Source organism: Nocardia sp. NPDC004711 (assembly GCF_053601595.1).
Genome location: NZ_JBSGCB010000017.1, coordinates 70,238 through 86,513 on the forward strand (window position 1 = coordinate 70,238; position 16,276 = coordinate 86,513).

Here is a 16,276-nt window from a genome sequence, read left to right on the forward strand (position 1 = left end):
ATGTCGCATGTGGAGTCGGTGGGCGACACCGCGGAGAGTCCATTGCTGCGGGCCGGGGCGGAGGCGGTCGCGCGGGGCGAGTTGTGGGAGGCGCTGCGGGTTTTCGAGCAGGCCGCGGAGACCGAAACCGGGGATCTGCGGCTGTGCGCGCTGGTGGACGTGGCGGTGGTGACCGATCAGCTGGGGGAGCACGCGGCGGCGGTGGAGCGGTTTCGGGAAGCGTTGGGGGAGATGTCTTCGGACGCGCGGCGGATGTATCCGGGTGCGCTGATCGGGTTGTCGCAGGCCATGCAGAACCTCGGGGATCTGGATGGGGCGCAGGAGGCGCTCGAGCGGGCTCGGTCGGCCCTGGATCGCGCGGATGCGCCGGGGGACCTGCGCCTGGCGTGCCTGGTGTCGTCCACGGCGGTGGCGTTGCATCGGCAGCACTGGTGGCGGGCCCTCGATCTGGCGGTCGAATCCCTGGACGCGGCACGGCGTTTCGATCCCGAGCGGGTCGGGCACCCGCTCATGAATCTGGCCGCCGCCCACTTCGAGACCGGGCGCTGGGAGCTGGCACAGGATTTCGCCGGTCAGGCCCTGGCGGCCTTCGAGGCGGTGAACGACAGCGCGGGGGTGGCCGAGACCCGGCAGAACCTGGCGCTGATGTACACGCGTACCGGATCTTTCGATGAGGCCGAACCGCTGCTCGCCGCCGCCCAGGAGCACTTCGAGGCGGCCGGCGCGGCGCATCGCGCCGGAATCGGGCTGAAGGTCATGGGATTCATCGCCGAGCACCGGGGTCGGCCGGAGGTGGCGCAAGCCCGGTATCGCGAGGCTCTGCGCCGATTCGAGGAATCCGGGGCGGTCATCGACACCGCGGATGTGCGGCTCCGCTCGGCCACCACCGCATTCGCGGCCGGGCGGTTCGAGGAGGGCGAATCCGAACTGGCCGCCGCCCGCGCCATCTACGCGGTGCGCGGCCTGGGCCTGCACTGCGCGCAGCTCGACTACTGGCACGCGGGGCTGCTGGAGCCGCTCGTCGCCCGGGTGCCCGGATTGCTCGCGCGGGCAGTGGATCTCGCGGTGCCGGCGGCGCTGGCCCTGGATGCCGTCCGCTACGAGCTACCCGACGGCGCCCAGCGCGACACCTGGAACCGTCGCATCGTGAATCCCGCGTTGCGCCTGGCCTTCCGGTACTCGTATCTGGCCGGTGATGCCCGGCTGGTCGCCGATCTCATCGAAAATCAATGTGCGGGAACAATTGTGGATATCGACAGGCTGTCAGCGGAACCACCCGCGCCGCTCGATCTGTTCCAGCCGTTCGAACCGCCGTCCGAGTCGGCCGCCGTTCAGGACGCGCTGCAACTCGGCACCGCGCTCGCGGTGGTGGCGGCCGGCGCGGGCCTGCCCGTCAGCCCGCCGCCACGGGTCTCCGTGCCGCCGGACGGCCATATCGCCCTGTCCGCCTGGCTGGATGCCGCCGAGCAACGCTACGGCCGTCGCGTCCGCGCCGAACGGGTGATACCCGTATGACACCGACCGTCTGCGTCCGCATGGCCGATGCGGGCGACCTCTACCTGACCTGGCGCTGGACCGACGAGAGCGCGCCCGGCGGCGTCGGCGTGGTGCCGGAGGACCAGGTCGCGGGAGCCGTGGCCCGGTTCGCGGCGGCCCTGCCCGCGCCCGGCGTGGCCGGTGGTCTCGAATCCGCGCTCACCACCGGTGAACTGGCCTCCTATCCGGCGGAAAACACGCTGGCCCAATACCTCTCGTCGACCTTCCTGCCCTACAACCTGGCGGTGCGGCTGCACGAGCTCTATTCGCAGGGCATCCGGCCGCGCATCCGCATCCAGCCGTCGCCGCGCACCGCGCAGGTGCCGTGGGAGCTCATCGCCCCCGATCCGGAGGTGCGGCTGGTGGAGATCGCCGACGTGAGCGTGCTCGCGCCCACCGGCATCGTGCACGCGCCCGCCCGGGCGACACGGTCGTGGGCGGACACCCGGACGCTGCCGGTGGTCGCCATCCTGGATCCGCGGGTGCCCGGCTTCCGCGCCGACTCCGCACTGGGATCGGTACTCGGCCGGATGGCTGCGGACGCGCCACTCGCCGCCCTGGTCGCCACGCACGCCGCGGCCGATCGGCTGAGCCCGGCCGTCGGCGATCCCCTCGCGGCGTTCCGCCGGACCGATCTGGACCGGGCCTGGCTGAGCCGCACCCTGCACGCGGGCGCGGCCCGCCTGCTGTACGTCGGTCACGTCACCGCCGCGGCCCCCGAATCCGGCCGCAGCGAATCGGCCACCCTGCACCTGTCCTGCACCGCCGCCAGTCCGGGCTGCGCACCGGCCTACCGTGACCATCGCCCGCTCTCGGCCCGCGACCTGTTGCTCGGCACACACGCGCTCACGGACGGTGCGGGCCATGACTATTCGGGCAACGGGCACGGAGAGGCGGTTCCGCGCACCGGGCCCGAAATCTGGCCGATCCCGAGCCGGGTCGCCCTGATCGCCTGTGAGAGCGGCGGCGACCTCCGTTTCGCCGAGCCCCTCGGCCTGGTCGCGGCCATGCTCACCGGAGGCGCGGAAGTGGTGACGGCCGGACGCTGGCCACTGCCCACCGATCTGGCCTTCCATCGCTTCGCGGGCACGCCCACCACCACGCACCCCTTCCAGGAAGCGGTGTGCGCCATCGACGCCGCCCACGAATCGCCCGATCCGGTCGCCGCTCTCAACGCGTGGCAGCGCGCGCATCTGGCCGCCTGGCGCAGCACCGGCGAGATTCAGCACTCCCCGCTGATCTGGGCCGCCTTCGCCACGGTCGACGCCCGCCGCTGAGTCGCCGGAACGGCTGAGCCCCCAGAACTATCGCCCCAGGAAGTCACGGGTCACGGAAGGATAACGGCCCCACCAGCTTTCCGATGAAGCCTCACGAAAGATCGGGAGCGGAGGGCGCGAATGGCGCGAATCGTGACAGGCATCGTGGTGGCGGCGCTGGCGGCCGCCCTGGCATTGATCGCGGGGCCGATCGGCCGCGCCGAGCCGGATGGCCTGCGCCACTGCGAGGTCAGCGCGGGCCGGCAGCCCGAGACCGCGAAACCCGAAGAGGTGGGACTGGATTCGGCCGCGCTGCGGCAGGCGGTGGACTTGGCCTCCGACCCGACCCGATTCACCGTCCAGGTGTTCCGCAACAACTGCCTGATCGGCGGTGGGCCCACCAATCAACGCGCGGGCGGCGTCGCCTGGAATCTGTGGAGCGGCACCAAGAGCGTGGTGTCCATGGTCGCCGGGATCGCCGTGGACGCACACGAACTGCGCGTGGACGATCCGATCGACGTCTACCTGCCCGCCGGGCTCGGCGACGCCGAACATCGCGCGATCACCGTGCGCAGCCTGCTGACCGAGACCTCCGGCATGGAGGTCGCCATCGCCTCCGAGGGCGTCACCGGGCTGGCCCGGCTCGACCCGAACGTGGTGGCGCAGGCGCTGGCCATGCCCATCGAGCATCCGCAGGGCGAGACCTGGCAGTACAGTCAGCGGGCCGTGGACCTGCTGGTCTACGTCATCCAGCAGGCCGTCGGCGAGGACTTCCAGACGTACGCGCAGCGGAACCTGTTCGACCCCTTGGGCATCGAGAAGTCCGACTATCTCTGGGCGCGGGACCGCAGCGGCAACACCTACGGGCACGCCCACCTGGTGCTGCCGCCCGACGACTACGCCAAACTCGGCCTGCTACTGGTGAATCGCGGCAATTGGCACGGCCGGCAGCTGATCTCCACCGGCTACCTGGCCGAGGCCACGACGCCGAACGATGTCAATCCCTGCTACGGCTTCCTGATCACCGTCAACGGACCGGATTGCGAGGACCTGTTCCCGGGACTGCCCAAGGACGCCATCCAGATGGCCGGGATGATGCGCCAGGACAACTTCATCGTCCCCAGCCTGGGCCTGCTGGTCAGCTGGACCGGTGTCACGGTTCCCGGTGGCGCGGTGAGCTTTCCGCACGACGTGCTGCGTGGGCTCACCACCGCGTTCCGGACCCCGAGCCTGCCCGACCCGGGTCCGTACGTACCACGGCCGGACACCAGCCTCACCGACCCGATGTTCATGAACCCGGACGCCACGCTGTCCGCTCTGGGCCTGGGCCCGATGGCCTACCCGGGCTGCGGCATTCTGGAATGCCTCGGGAAGCCGCTGTATCCGCCGTTCGGCGACTGGCCGCCGGGCTGCTTCATCCTCGGCTGTGTGGGGACCGACCCGGCGACCCCCGGCATCCGCTGACCGGACGCTACTGCGGCTGACCGCAGTTGGCGCAGAAGGCCGCCCCGACCTGCACCTGATGGCCGCAACCGCGGCAATTCGATTGCAGGGACAGGGCGGTGCCGCAGGTGGAGCAGAACTTGCCGCCGGTGGTGTGCGCGCCGCAGGTCGGGCAGGACACCCGGGCCGGGGTGGCCACATCGTGCTGGGACACCCAGTCCTGCTGATAGGCGGCTTCGCGGATCTGCGAGCCGCGGGCCTCGGCCTGTGCCTGGGCGATCTGGTGCGCCACCTGCGGCGAGCAGTTGGTGCACTGACCGACCTGCTCGTTCCAGCACACCCGGTGGCAGACCCAGCGGCCGCAGCCGCCGCACAGCCGGAAGTCGTTGCGCACCTGCTCGACCGCGCGCGCGAACGCCTTGTCCTTGGTGCTGGAGGAGGAGCCGCCCCAGTGGTTCGAGTAGCTCTCCGCGGCATTGGAGATCTTGTCGATGGCACGCACCTGATCGCCGAAGAGGTCGCGCAGCACACGCAGCGCACCCCGGCCGCGGGAGAAGTAGTTCTGTTCGAACGGCGACTTGTAGGCGGTGCTGCAGCGATCACAGCGGAACTCCCACTGGAATCCGTCGTCATTGGATTCGTCGTGGTAGTAGCTGGTGAAGACGACCGGACCGGTCATGGTCGAGTTATTCCTTTGCGGCTGAGCGGAACTCTGTGAACGGACGCGCCCGGAGCCCCCCGGACCGTGTTTCGTCAGGTTCTTATCGTATGACTCGCTTCGCCCGCAACACATCCCACGAATCCCCCGCGGCCGGGGATGCGGGTCAGTCGGTGAAGCCGACCTCCACCTCGGTGCGGTCGCGCCGGGTGTACATGTCCCAGTACCGATCACCCAGTTCGTTATTGGTCATGCGCGGGATGCTCACGCCCGGCGGAACCAGCTCGGGATGCTCGTCGACCATCTGCTCGGCCCGGCTGTCGCCGATCAGTACGCCGATATTCAGCAGGCCGACGTACACGCCGGTACCGCGCAACTCCTCGGCGAGCTGCAGCAGGTAGCCGCGCTGGGCGGCCAGGGCGACACCGATATTGGCCAGGTACGGCAGCACTGTGTGGGCGGACGACCCGGAGGAGTACAGCAGTGCCCCCTCTCCGCGCTCGATCATGGCGGGCGCCAGGGCCCGGGTCATGAGCACGGGGGAGTGGAGTTTCAGCGCCATCGGGACGCGCAGGTCCGGAAGGTCCAGGGCGAGTGTGGCGGAAATGCGATCGGTCATCTCGCCGGCCGCGCCGTGCAGGGCGACATCGATGTCGCCGAAGGTCTTTCGGATGGTCGCGACGGTATCGGTGAGCTGCGCCGCGTCCGTCACATCGGCCGGGAAGGCGGCGGCCTCGATGCCTTCGGCCTTCAGATCGACGACGTGCTGCTCGGCCTTGCCGGGTTTGCGGCCGATGACGGCCACCCGGAAGCCCTCCCGGCCGAAGCGCCGGGCGACGCCCATGCCCAGGCCCGGGCCGAATCCGAAGATCGCGATGGTCTTGCTCATGCTCGTTCCTCACTAAGTTGAGCCATGGTTCAAGTTATGTGACCGACGCTAGCATGAACTTGAACCTATGCTCAACTTAAATCCGCGGCCCGATTTGTAGGATCGGCGAATGCCCGCGCAGAAACCCCTCCGCCTCGACGCCCGCCGCAATCGCGACGCGCTGGTGACCGCGGCGCGCGAGGTCTTCGCCGAACGCGGGCTCGACGCGCCGCTCAAGGAGATCGCCGCCCGCGCGGGCGTGGCCATCGGCACGCTGTACAACCGCTTCCCGACCCGGGACGATCTGATCGCGGCGGCCGTGGAGGATCGCATCGAGGCGGGCGGTCGCATTGCGGAAGAGGCGCTGGCACTTGATGATCCGTGGGGGTCGTTCGTCTATCTCGTCGAAAAGATCTGTGAGCTACAGGCTTACGACCGGCTGCTCAACGAGCTGGCGCTGCGGGCCGCGCCCAGCCCGGAGATCGCCGCGCAACGCGATCGCGGGCATGCGATCATGCGCGAAATCATCACGCGCGCACAGGATGCCGGGGTGCTGCGGGCGGACTGGGCGCTCGAGGACATCGCGTTCATCACCTGGTCGCACACCCGGGTGGTGGAGCAGACCGCGGGCATCGCACCCGAGGCCTGGCGGCGCAATCTGGCGCTCATGCTCGATGGGCTGCGCGCGGAAGCCGCTCACCCGCTGCCGGTTCCGCCGATCAGCGAGCAGCAGCTGAACCGCTCGCTGCTGGCCGATCCGGACCGCGACTGATCGGCGGTTCGCCGCCCCGGGAAACGGCGGAATCGGCTCCGGTTACCGTCGAGGGGATAATTCGTTCGCTTGTGTGTTGGAGGTAGTGACAATGGCAGGGATTCCCGCGGTACCGACCTCGCTGCTGGTGGCCGGAGGGCTCACCGGTGGCTTCGCCCTCGCTCAGGCCACCAAGAAGCGTCAGCTCGGTGGCGCGGTGTTCGCGGCGGGCACGGCGGCCGCCTTCCCGCGCTGGCGCAAGACGGTCGGCACCGGTGGTGCGGCCGCGTTGACCGGGCTCGCCGTCGGCGCGATGGGCGCCTCGCACCCGCTCGCCAAGAAGATCGGCGCCTGGCCGTCGGTCGCGGTGGTGTCCGGTGTGGTCGCGGTGGCCGCGTGGGCCGCGGTGGACCGTCGCGCCTGATTCATCCGCCGGTCCTCCGGCGTGTTTCGGACCGTAAGGTTCGAGTACGTGCCGGGGGACCGGAAGCGCAATACCGTGGAGTATGCGCACTTTCGTTCATCTGCTGCTGTTCGCCGCCGCCATCGCGGTGGCGGTCGGGGTTTTCGGTCCGCTGGTCGGCACGGTCGACGCGCGGAATGTCCAGTTCTCCGACCTGCGGAGCGGATTCGCCTCGGGCCGATCACTGGACCAGATCGGCGGGCATTCAGGGTCCTTCACGACCTCCCTGGCCATCGGGCTGCTGGGGGTGGCGGCCGTGGTGCTGGTGGCCGCGCTGGTCGGATCGCGGATCCTGGGCTGGATCGGCGTCCTCGTCGGCCTGGCCGGGCTCGGCGTGCTGACCTGGCGGCTCGACCAGCGCTTCGATCACGAGTTGCGCACCGACTATCGGCATCTGCTCAGCGGGACCTGGGGGTTGTACCTGGTCGGCGGCGGGCTGGTGCTGTCGCTACTGCTCCTGCTGATCCCCCGCGAGCGCCGCTTGGCGCCGCCGCCCGGACCCGGCTTCTGATCTCGTAATCCACTGTCGGCCTTCACTGTTCGATCAACTGCCGAACCACCACGTAACCCGGCGTCGTATCTAGGGCGAACGAGGAGGTTCATTCAATGCACACCAGCAACGCCCTGATCGCCGTCCGGAAACCGCTGACCTGCCTGGTCGCGGCCGGAGCCCTGTTCGCCACCGCCGCCGGCATCGCCGCGGCCGAACCGCCGGGCTCGACGATCTCGGGCGGCTCCGGGGCCGGATCCACCGCCCCCGGCACATCCCACCACACCGTCATCACCTACTCGACCGACCCCTACGGCTACTCCTACCAGTACGAATACGTCGACCCCGCCCCACAACCCGTCGCCCCCGACCCGGCTACCACCAACCGGCTCAGCACCGGCGGTTCGGACCACACCTGGATGCCCGTCCCCCGCCCCGATGGCACCGGCTGGACGGTGTGCACCCCCTATTCCACCGTCTGCAGATAATCCCCCCGCAGTCGAAAATCCTGACTCGCCCTGGGCGGGATCGCTCCGAACCGCCGCTCTCGCAGTGAATTCCGAAATCTCACCGGCCGAGTAGCTGGATCAATCTGCGCAGCTGCGCGCTGTAATACTCTTCGAATTCCGGTGAGCCGGGCTGCTTTCCAGTCGCCTGCAGGGCAGTCTCGGGAAGCATGACGGGTGCCAGGATGATGCCCATCATGGCCATTCTGATGAAGGCGGGGTCGATCCCGGGGGAGATCTCCCCGCGTTCCTGGGCTCGGGTCAGGTTCTCCAGATCGGCGTCGACAGTGGCCGACCCGTCCAAATAGTCGGTGGCAGAACCACTTCCGGTGAGTCCCCGCCACACCAGCAGGCGGGCCGGGCGTGGATCGGCGAGCACCGCGGACAGATACCGGGCTGCGACCTCGTCGAGCGGCAGTTCCGGATCCGCACGCTCGGCTTCCGCCGCGGGCCAGCCACGCTGAATCTCTTGGTACAGGCCCTCTTTGCCGCCGAAGTAGTAGGCGATCAGCTGCTTGTTGACCCCGGCACGATCGGCGATCTCTTGCACCCTGGCACCGTCGAAACCCTTGGCGGCGAACTCGTCCAGGGCCGCGTCCAGCAGGGCCTGGCGAGAGCGCTCGGCGTCGCGCCGGCGATCGGCGGCGCTGGGCGCGCGCCGGGGCCGGCGGCCCGCGGCAGGCGGGCCGGGGTCCGTGTCGGGGTCGGGCGCGGTTGCCATCCGACCATCGTAATGCGGCGGATGACTGTGTCATCCACCGAGCCGACTGTGTCATACCTCCATATGTCATCCATTTGGTTGACACTTTTATCCGAACGGATGACACTTCGACGTGTGACTATCTCGAACATGCCGGGCGCGGCCGAGGATCGGGCCGCGCTCACTCCGCAGGCGCGCCGGGCCATCGCGGTCGTGCTGGTCGGCGCGATACTCGCCTTCCTCGACGCGACCGTCGTCAATGTGTCCCTGAAATCGCTGGCCGCCGATCTGGGCGGCACGCTCGACGCGATTCAGTGGGTCGTCACCGTCTACCTGCTGGTGCAGGCGGCCGTGCTACCCGTGACCGGCTGGGCCGCACGGCGCGTCGGACGTAAACGGCTCTATCTCGGTGCGTTGCTGCTGTTCACGCTCGCCTCGGTGGCCTGTGCCGCCGCGGGGAGCGTCGGCACGCTGATCGCGGCCCGGGTGGCCCAGGGGCTGGGGGCCGGGATCATGATCCCGGTCGGGCAGATGATCCTGGTCACCGCGGCAGGGCGGGACGGGATGGCGAAAGCCATGGCGGCGGCGGGCATTCCGATGGTGCTGACCCCGGTGATCGGACCGACGATCGGCGGGCTGCTGCTGGAATACGCGGGCTGGCAATGGATTTTCCTGATCAACGCGCCGGTCGGCGCGATCGGGCTGGTGCTGGCCGCGCGGCTGCTGCCGCGGGATGAGCGCGCCGAATCCGCCGAGGCGCTTGATGCGCTCGGTCTGATCCTGGTCTCGGCGGGCATGGTCGGAATCACCTACGGACTGTCTGCGGCGGCGTCACGTGGATTGACCGACCCGAAGATGCTCGTAACACTGTGCGGCGGTGTGATTCTGGTCGCGGTATTCGTCGCGCATTCGCTGCGGGTCCGGAATCCGATCCTGGACCTGCGCCTGTGGCGGGACCGCTACTTCGCCGCTGGGACGGCCTCGACCCTCGTGATCGGCGCGGTGACGTTCGGGGCAATGGTGCTGCTGCCCTTGTACTTTCAGCTGATACGCCATCAGGACGCCGCGCATACCGGCCTGCTGATGGCACCGCAGGGTGTCGGCGCGGCCATTGCCATGGGCCTGTCCGCGCGCCTCTATGAGCGCATCGGCGCCCTCACCTGCCTGCTGGGTGCCCTCGTCTGCTGCGTCGCCACCGTTCCGTTCATGCTGCTCGCCGACGACACCCCCTACTGGCTGCTCTGCCTCGCCATGATCGTGCGCGGCCTGGGTATCGGACTGGCCGCCATGCCCGCCATGACGGCGGCCATGCGGGAGCTCACTCCGTCCCAGATCATCGACGCCACACCACAACTCACCGTCATGCAGCGTATCGGCGGCTCGATCGGCACCGCCGCCTTCGTAGTGATCCTGCAACGGCACCTGCCTGGCGGGATCGGCCGGCCAGGCCGAGGGGACGCCTTCGCGATGACCTTCGCCTGGGTTTTCGCGGGCTCCGCCCTCGCCCTCCTGCCGACCGGGCTGTTGGCGGTGCTGGAGCGTCGATCGCGTAAGCGCCCGGCGGTCAGCGCCGTGGCGAGTTGATCGGCGATGCGGTCCCGGCCGTGGCGGTGGCGGTCGGCGAAATCCGGTGGGGCGGAGAGTATGGCGGGAAAACCGTTTCGGCACAGCTGGTTCGGTAGACGTGCGGGATGGTCACCGGTGGTTGTCCAGCCAGTGCGCCAAGGTGTCCAGGGCCGACTGGTCGATGGGCTGGAAGTTGTCGTGCAGGACGTCGGTGGTGGGGCCGAGGGAGTGGCCGAGGCCGGGGAAGAGATGGAGGGTGTGGTCGCGGTTGCCGGCGGCGGCCAGGGCGGCGTCGAGGCTGGACGAACCCGCGGGAGGGACGTTGGCGTCGTCCACACCCTGCAGGATGAGCACGGGCGCAGTCAGTTTCGGGGCCTGTTCGATGAGGCTGGGGAGGGCGCGGGCCGGGTCGTAGATGTCGTAGATGCCGCCGGGGCGCATCGCGGACTCCAGATAGAACTGGTAGACGGGGCGAAACTCGAGGTCAACGTCGAGCTTGCCGTCTCGGTTGAGATCCCAGGTCGGGCGGACGGTGAAGTCTCCGGCATCGGCGTTCACGCAGGCGAAGCGGAGCGCGAGCTTGGCCATGAGGCCGCCGTCGCCGTGGAAGGCGCGGTCGAGCTCGTCCGGTCCGAGCAGGCCGTTCGACGCGAACCGCGAGAGGTAGGGCGCGTAGACCTGCTCGCCCTGATAACCGAAGGTCACGCGCCAGGGCAGTGCCACCGGGCCCTGGAAGATGGTTCCGGCCAATTCCGGATGGGTCGTCGCCAGGGCGGCCGCGACGGTGCTGCCCTCGCTCCAGCCGTAGACGAAGACACGGTGCGGGTCGACATGTGAATCCTGCTCGGCGGCGCGCAGGACCTGATCGGCGTCGTCCCGCATGTCGTTCAGGTCGAGTTTGGTCCAGTAGTCGGCATTGTCGACATCGCCGGGGCCGCGCACATAGCGCTTGTTGTACCGCATGACGGCGTAGCCGCGGCTGGTCAGGTCGTCCGCGATATCGAGAAAGATATGGGAGCCGGACGGTTGGTCGGCGTTGAGATCCTCGGGGCCCGACCCCGGAATCAGCACCACCACAGGCGCATTGTGCGCCCCCGCAGGAAAGTCGAGCTCACCCGAGCCGGTGAAATCTCCGAACTGGAAGGCGAAGGACTCGCGTTCGACCGTGGGCTCCGCCGCGGCCATGCCGCCGGTCCCCAGTACCAGCGCCATCGCCCCCAGTGCCACTGCCCCGCGGATCCCCATGAGCGGCAATCTAACCGCCGGTGCGCGATGCGGCAATCCCATTCACCGGTCGAGGTCGTGCAGGCGGGAGGTGAGGAAGTCTGCTTCGATCTTGTTCTCGGCGAGGAGCAGGGCTTCCTGGTAGGCGAGGCGGGCCTCGTCGAATCTGCCCAGGCGGGTGAGGAATTCGGCGCGGGCGGCGGGGAGGTAGTGGTAGGCGGTGAGCTGGGGTTCGGTGGCCAGGCGGTCGAGTTCGTCCAGGCCGCGCTGCGGGCCGTGGGCGTGGCCGAGGGCGACGGCGCGATTGAGGGCGACGACGGGGGAGGGCCAGACGGCGATGAGATGGTCGTAGAGACCGGCGATCTCGTGCCAGTCGGTGGCGTCGAAGGCGGGGGCCTCGGCGTGGACGGCGGCAATGGCCGCCATGAGCGGGAAGCGGCCCGGCGCGCGGCCGCGTAATGATCTGCGTACCAAGGCTATTCCCTCGGAGATGGCCCGGCGATCCCAGTGCGCGCGGTCCTGCTCGGCCAGCGGCAGGAAGCGTCCGGTCTCGTCGGTGCGGGTGCCGCGGCGGGCGTCGGTGAGCAGCAGCAGCGCGTACAGGCCCGCCACATCCGGGTCGTTGGGCAGCAGCAGGCGCAGCATGCGGGCCAGGTCGAGGGCGCGTTCCACCAGCTCGGGACGGACCAGTTCGGCGCCGGCCGGGGCGGTGTGGCCGGTGGTGAACAGCAGGTGCAGCACGGTCAGCACCGCGTCGACGCGGTCGGGCAGTTCCTCGTCGGACGGGAGGCGGTAGGGGATGTGCGCCTCGGCGATCTTCTTCTTGGCCCTCGTGATCCGCGCCGCCATGGTCGGTTCCGCGACCAGGAAGGCGCGCGCGATCTCCGGCGTGGACAGACCACACAGCAGGCGCAGGGTCAGCGCCACCCGCGCCTCCATCGACAGGGCCGGGTGGCAGCAGATGAAGATGAGCCGCAGCCGATCGTCGGCCACCGAGTCCGGGGCGGCCGGGTCGGGTGCCGGATCCTCCACCAGCAGCGGAATCGAGCGCTCGAACGCGATGTCGCGGCGCAGGGCGTCCAGGGCGCGCCGCCTGGCCACCGTGGTCAGCCAGGCGCCGGGGCGATCCGGGATCCCCGACTCCGGCCAGGCCTGCAGAGCCTGTGTGAACGCCTCCTGTACGGCCTCTTCTGCGAGATCGATATCGCGGGTCACCCGCACGGTCGCCGCCAGCACGAAGCCCCACTCGCGCCGGTGCGCGTCGGCGACCGCGGCGGCCACCTCCGGCGTGGTCACGGCTCGTCGTGCGGGTGGATCGGCCGGACCTCGACACAACCGAACGGTGACGGCACGTCCACGGCGATCCGGATGGCCTCGTCCAGATCGGCCGCCTCGACCAGGTAGTAGCCGCCCAGAACCTCTTTGGTCTCGGCGAACACGCCGTCGGTGATGACCGTGCGGCCGTGCTCGTCGTGCCGGACCGTGGTCGCGGTCGAGGTGGGGCGCAGGCGGTTACCGCCGCGCAGCCGGTCGGCGTGCGCGGCCATGAACTCGAGATGCTCGTTCAGGGTGCGCTGGCGAACGGCCTGATCCGTGGCCAGCCAGGTTCGTTCGTCCTGGTGGATCAGCAGCAGGTACTCGGGCATGGCACTGCTCCCTTCGCTGGGGTGGATCGCACGGCTCCGTTGCCGTGTCACTGCTGACGTCGTTGTCGCTCAACCCGTCGTTCGGGATGGCGGCGAAATCGACACGGTCGCGAAAAAATTCTCGATCAGATTGTCGATTCCCGGCCGGAGCCGCGCGACGGATTCACGAGTCGGCCGACCGGGCCGTCCACCCGATAGGAGAAACGACAATGTCCACCTACATCCTCGCCTTCCGCAACGACCCCGACCGCGCAGCCACGCCCGAGCAGGAGCAACTGTGGGCCGACTGGTTCGCCGAGATCGGCGAGCGCGTCACCGATTTCGGTAATCGCGTCGGCCAGACCGTCATGCTGGGCGACAACCCCGCCGCGCCGGACCGGCTCTCCGGCTATGTCGCCGTCGAGGCCGACGACCTGGACTCGGCGGTGAAACTCGCTTCCGGCTGCCCGGGCCTGACCTACGGCGGCCGCGTGGAGGTCGGCGAACCCGTCCCCATGTCCTGACGCCCGAGCGTCCGGGCCCGCACCCCACCGGGCCCGGTGCCCGCCCTGACGGCTCGTTCCGGCCGGATCCCTGCCAATTACCCCTATGGGGTATATGGTCGAGGGCGGTGAGAGCGAGTCGGCGGAGGAGTGCGAGATGGATCGGCAGAGCGCCCAGCGGACCACGGTCCTGGACATCCGGGGCCTGCACTGGGCCAGCCAGCAGAATGTGGTGAAGTCGGTCCTCGGCCGTCGGCCGGGCGTCCTCGCCGTCGACCCCAACCCCGTCTCCCAAACCGCCACCGTCACCTTCGACCCCGCCCACACCTCCGTCGCCGACCTCCGCACCTGGATCCAGGAATGCGGCCTGCACTGCGCCGGTCAATCGGTTCCCAACCATGTCTGCGACCCCATGGCCGAACCCGCCGCCCCGGCACCCGCCGCTATGGATCATGCAGCGCATGCGGGAATGGATCATGCGGCGATGGGGCACGGTGCACATGCCGGGCATGCGGGGATGTCCATGGAGGACATGGCCGCTGACATGCGGAACCGGTTCGTGGTGGCCGCCGTGTTCTCGGTGCTGGTGATGCTGTGGTCGCCGATGGCCACCGACATGTTCGGGTGGCATCTGCCGGTGCCGTTCGGAATGCGTTCGGACATCTGGGAATTGATCCTCAGCCTGCCGGTGATCTTCTACTCCTCGACCATCTTCTGCACCGGGGCGTGGGCGGCGCTGAAGGCGCGGACGCTGGACATGATGGTGCTGGTCGCGGTCGGCATCGGGGCGGGATGGCTGTACTCCCTCGGCATTACGCTGACCGGCGGCGGCGAGGTCTTCTACGAGGCCTCTACCATGCTGGCCACCTTCGTGTTGCTCGGCCACTGGTTCGAGATGCGGGCGCGGGGCGGCGCCAATGACGCGATTCGCACGCTGCTGGATCTGGCGCCGCCGCAGGCGGTGGTGATCCGGGACGGGCACGAAGTCGAAATCCCCACGGCCGAGGTGAAAGTCGGCGATCTGCTGCTGGTGCGCCCGGGCTCGAAGATCGCGGTGGACGGCCTCGTGGAGGACGGGACCAGCGAGGTCGACGAGTCCATGGTGACCGGCGAGAGTCTGCCGGTGCACAAGGAGCCGGGCTCGGCGGTCATCGGCGCGACCCTCAACGAGAACGGCACGCTGCGGGTGCGCGCCACCAAGGTGGGCGCGGACACCGCGCTGGCTCAGATCGTGAATCTGGTGCAGCAGGCCCAGAATTCGAAGGCCCCGGGCCAGAGACTGGCCGACCGGGCCGCCTTCTGGCTGGTGCTGGTCGCCTTGATCGGCGGTGCGCTGACCCTGGCGGTGTGGCTGCTGGCGGGGGCCACCGTCGCCAAGGCCATGCTGTTCGCCATCACGGTCGTGGTCATCACCTGCCCCGACGCTCTCGGCCTGGCCACCCCGACCGCCATCATGGTCGGCACCGGCCTGGGCGCGAAACGCGGCGTGCTGTTCAAGAACGCGATGGCACTGGAGAGTTCGGCCCGCATCCGGACGGTGGTGATGGACAAGACCGGCACCCTCACCAAGGGCGAGCCGGAGGTCACCGAAATCGTCACCGGCCCCGGGCTTTCCGAGGCCGACCTGCTACCCCTGCTGGCCGCCGTCGAACGCGAGTCCGAGCACCCGCTGGCCGACGCCGTGGTGCGCTACGCCAAGGAGCACGGCCCCACCGACGCCCGCGCGGTGGACTTCGAGAACATCCCCGGTCACGGCGCGATCGCCACCGTGGACGGCCGCCGCGTGGTCATCGGCAATCGCCGCCTGCTCGACCGTGAGGGCGTCGACCTGGGCGAGCTGGCCGCGGCCCGCGACCGGGTGGCGGGCGCGGGCCGGACCGCGGTGCTGGCCGCCGTCGACGGCGAGCCCGCCGCGGTCATCGGCATTGCCGACGCGCCCCGCGAGAGCTCCGCCGCGGCCGTCGCGGACCTGCACGATATGGGCGTCGAAGTGGTGATGCTGACCGGCGACAATCGGGCGACCGCCGAGCGCATCGCCGCCGAACTCGGCATCGACACCGTCATCGCCGAGGTGCTGCCCGGTGACAAGGCCGCCAAGATCATCGAATTGCAGTCCGCCGGACGGAAGATCGCCATGGTCGGCGACGGCGTCAACGACGCCCCCGCCCTGGCCCAGGCCGATCTCGGCATTGCCATCGGTGCGGGCACCGACGTCGCCATCGAGACCGCCGACGTGGTGCTCATGCGCTCCGATCCGCTGGACGTCCCCACCGCGCTGCGGATCGGCCGCGGCACGTTGCGCAAGATGCACCAGAACCTGGCCTGGGCGGTCGGCTACAACAGCCTGGCCCTGCCCATCGCGGCCGGGGTCTTCGAGCCTGCCTTCGGTTTCACGCTGCGACCGGAGATCGCCGCCATGTCCATGTCGGGGTCCAGCATCATCGTGGCCCTGAACGCCCTGTCCCTGAAGCGTTTGCGCCTGCCCGAACGGGACTGAGCCGCACCGGTACCGCTGTGCGCTGGGTTACACCTCGGCCGAGGGGTGAGTCGATTCATGATGCTGAGAGTTAGCTGGTGCTAATACAGTGGGACTGCATCATGTTCCCGGCCCGAAAGACTTGAAAAATGCCCGTCATCGACCTCGGTTCCGCCGCCATCAACCTGGCCAACACCGTCACCGGTATCGC

16 protein-coding genes are annotated in these 16,276 nt (G+C 69.4%); 10 read left to right on the forward strand and 6 right to left on the reverse strand.

What is annotated here, in order from left to right; translation table 11 throughout:
* The 3 genes from ACWEKS_RS18940 (at position 1) to ACWEKS_RS18950 (ending at position 4,256) form a co-directional block, all read left to right on the forward strand.
* A complete protein-coding gene (locus ACWEKS_RS18940; protein WP_452341289.1) occupies positions 1–1,515 on the forward strand; it encodes a tetratricopeptide repeat protein in 1,515 nt (504 codons plus the stop codon).
* Positions 1,512–2,813, forward strand: a complete 1,302-nt coding sequence (locus ACWEKS_RS18945) for a CHAT domain-containing protein (protein ID WP_452341290.1) — start codon at positions 1,512–1,514, stop codon at positions 2,811–2,813. Before ACWEKS_RS18940 ends, ACWEKS_RS18945 begins: the two co-directional genes overlap by 4 nt.
* A gap of 120 nt (positions 2,814–2,933) precedes the next feature.
* Complete coding sequence (locus ACWEKS_RS18950) at positions 2,934–4,256, forward strand: serine hydrolase domain-containing protein (RefSeq protein ID WP_452341291.1); 1,323 nt, start codon at positions 2,934–2,936, stop codon at positions 4,254–4,256.
* Between the two features lie 7 nt (positions 4,257–4,263).
* Here the strand turns inward: ACWEKS_RS18950 and ACWEKS_RS18955 are convergent, their stop codons facing one another.
* Positions 4,264–4,914 (reverse strand): double zinc ribbon domain-containing protein, encoded by a 651-nt coding sequence (locus tag ACWEKS_RS18955; protein WP_452341292.1) that lies wholly within the window; start codon positions 4,912–4,914, stop codon positions 4,264–4,266.
* A gap of 145 nt (positions 4,915–5,059) precedes the next feature.
* Entirely contained in the window at positions 5,060–5,782 is a 723-nt protein-coding gene (locus tag ACWEKS_RS18960) for an SDR family NAD(P)-dependent oxidoreductase (protein ID WP_452341293.1), read from the reverse strand.
* A gap of 109 nt (positions 5,783–5,891) precedes the next feature.
* On the opposite strand from ACWEKS_RS18960, the gene ACWEKS_RS18965 reads away from it, so the two are divergent.
* The 4 genes from ACWEKS_RS18965 (at position 5,892) to ACWEKS_RS18980 (ending at position 7,953) form a co-directional block, all read left to right on the forward strand.
* On the forward strand, positions 5,892–6,533 hold the full coding sequence (locus ACWEKS_RS18965; protein ID WP_452341294.1) for a TetR/AcrR family transcriptional regulator: 642 nt from the start codon (positions 5,892–5,894) through the stop codon (positions 6,531–6,533).
* A gap of 91 nt (positions 6,534–6,624) precedes the next feature.
* A complete protein-coding gene (locus ACWEKS_RS18970; protein ID WP_354835563.1) occupies positions 6,625–6,936 on the forward strand; it encodes a hypothetical protein in 312 nt (103 codons plus the stop codon).
* An 82-nt stretch (positions 6,937–7,018) separates the two neighbouring features.
* A complete protein-coding gene (locus ACWEKS_RS18975) occupies positions 7,019–7,486 on the forward strand; it encodes a hypothetical protein (RefSeq protein ID WP_452341295.1) in 468 nt (155 codons plus the stop codon).
* Positions 7,487–7,581: 95 nt separating this feature from the next.
* Entirely contained in the window at positions 7,582–7,953 is a 372-nt protein-coding gene (locus ACWEKS_RS18980; protein ID WP_452341296.1) for a hypothetical protein, read from the forward strand.
* A gap of 79 nt (positions 7,954–8,032) precedes the next feature.
* On the opposite strand, the gene ACWEKS_RS18985 is transcribed toward ACWEKS_RS18980, so the two are convergent.
* On the reverse strand, positions 8,033–8,692 hold the full coding sequence (locus tag ACWEKS_RS18985; protein WP_452341297.1) for a TetR/AcrR family transcriptional regulator: 660 nt from the start codon (positions 8,690–8,692) through the stop codon (positions 8,033–8,035).
* 114 nt (positions 8,693–8,806) lie between these two features.
* Here ACWEKS_RS18985 and ACWEKS_RS18990 point away from each other — a divergent pair, with 114 nt between their 5' ends.
* Entirely contained in the window at positions 8,807–10,255 is a 1,449-nt protein-coding gene (locus ACWEKS_RS18990) for a DHA2 family efflux MFS transporter permease subunit (RefSeq protein ID WP_452341298.1), read from the forward strand.
* 111 nt (positions 10,256–10,366) lie between these two features.
* Here ACWEKS_RS18990 and ACWEKS_RS18995 read toward each other — a convergent pair whose 3' ends face one another.
* From ACWEKS_RS18995 to ACWEKS_RS19005, 3 genes are read right to left on the reverse strand one after another with little or no spacing between them, the layout of a single operon-like run.
* Complete coding sequence (locus tag ACWEKS_RS18995; protein WP_452341299.1) at positions 10,367–11,482, reverse strand: alpha/beta hydrolase family protein; 1,116 nt, start codon at positions 11,480–11,482, stop codon at positions 10,367–10,369.
* A 42-nt stretch (positions 11,483–11,524) separates the two neighbouring features.
* Positions 11,525–12,757 (reverse strand): RNA polymerase sigma factor, encoded by a 1,233-nt coding sequence (locus ACWEKS_RS19000; RefSeq protein WP_452341300.1) that lies wholly within the window; start codon positions 12,755–12,757, stop codon positions 11,525–11,527.
* Positions 12,754–13,107, reverse strand: coding sequence for a YciI family protein (locus ACWEKS_RS19005; RefSeq protein ID WP_452341301.1), 354 nt, complete (start codon positions 13,105–13,107; stop codon positions 12,754–12,756). The genes ACWEKS_RS19000 and ACWEKS_RS19005 overlap by 4 nt, the downstream gene beginning before the upstream one ends.
* A gap of 209 nt (positions 13,108–13,316) precedes the next feature.
* Here ACWEKS_RS19005 and ACWEKS_RS19010 point away from each other — a divergent pair, with 209 nt between their 5' ends.
* Entirely contained in the window at positions 13,317–13,610 is a 294-nt protein-coding gene (locus tag ACWEKS_RS19010; protein WP_452341302.1) for a hypothetical protein, read from the forward strand.
* A 136-nt stretch (positions 13,611–13,746) separates the two neighbouring features.
* The gene (locus ACWEKS_RS19015; RefSeq protein WP_452341303.1) at positions 13,747–16,086 is read left to right on the forward strand and encodes a heavy metal translocating P-type ATPase; all 2,340 of its coding nucleotides are present in this window, start codon (positions 13,747–13,749) and stop codon (positions 16,084–16,086) included.
* The last annotated feature ends 190 nt before the right edge of the window (positions 16,087–16,276 follow it).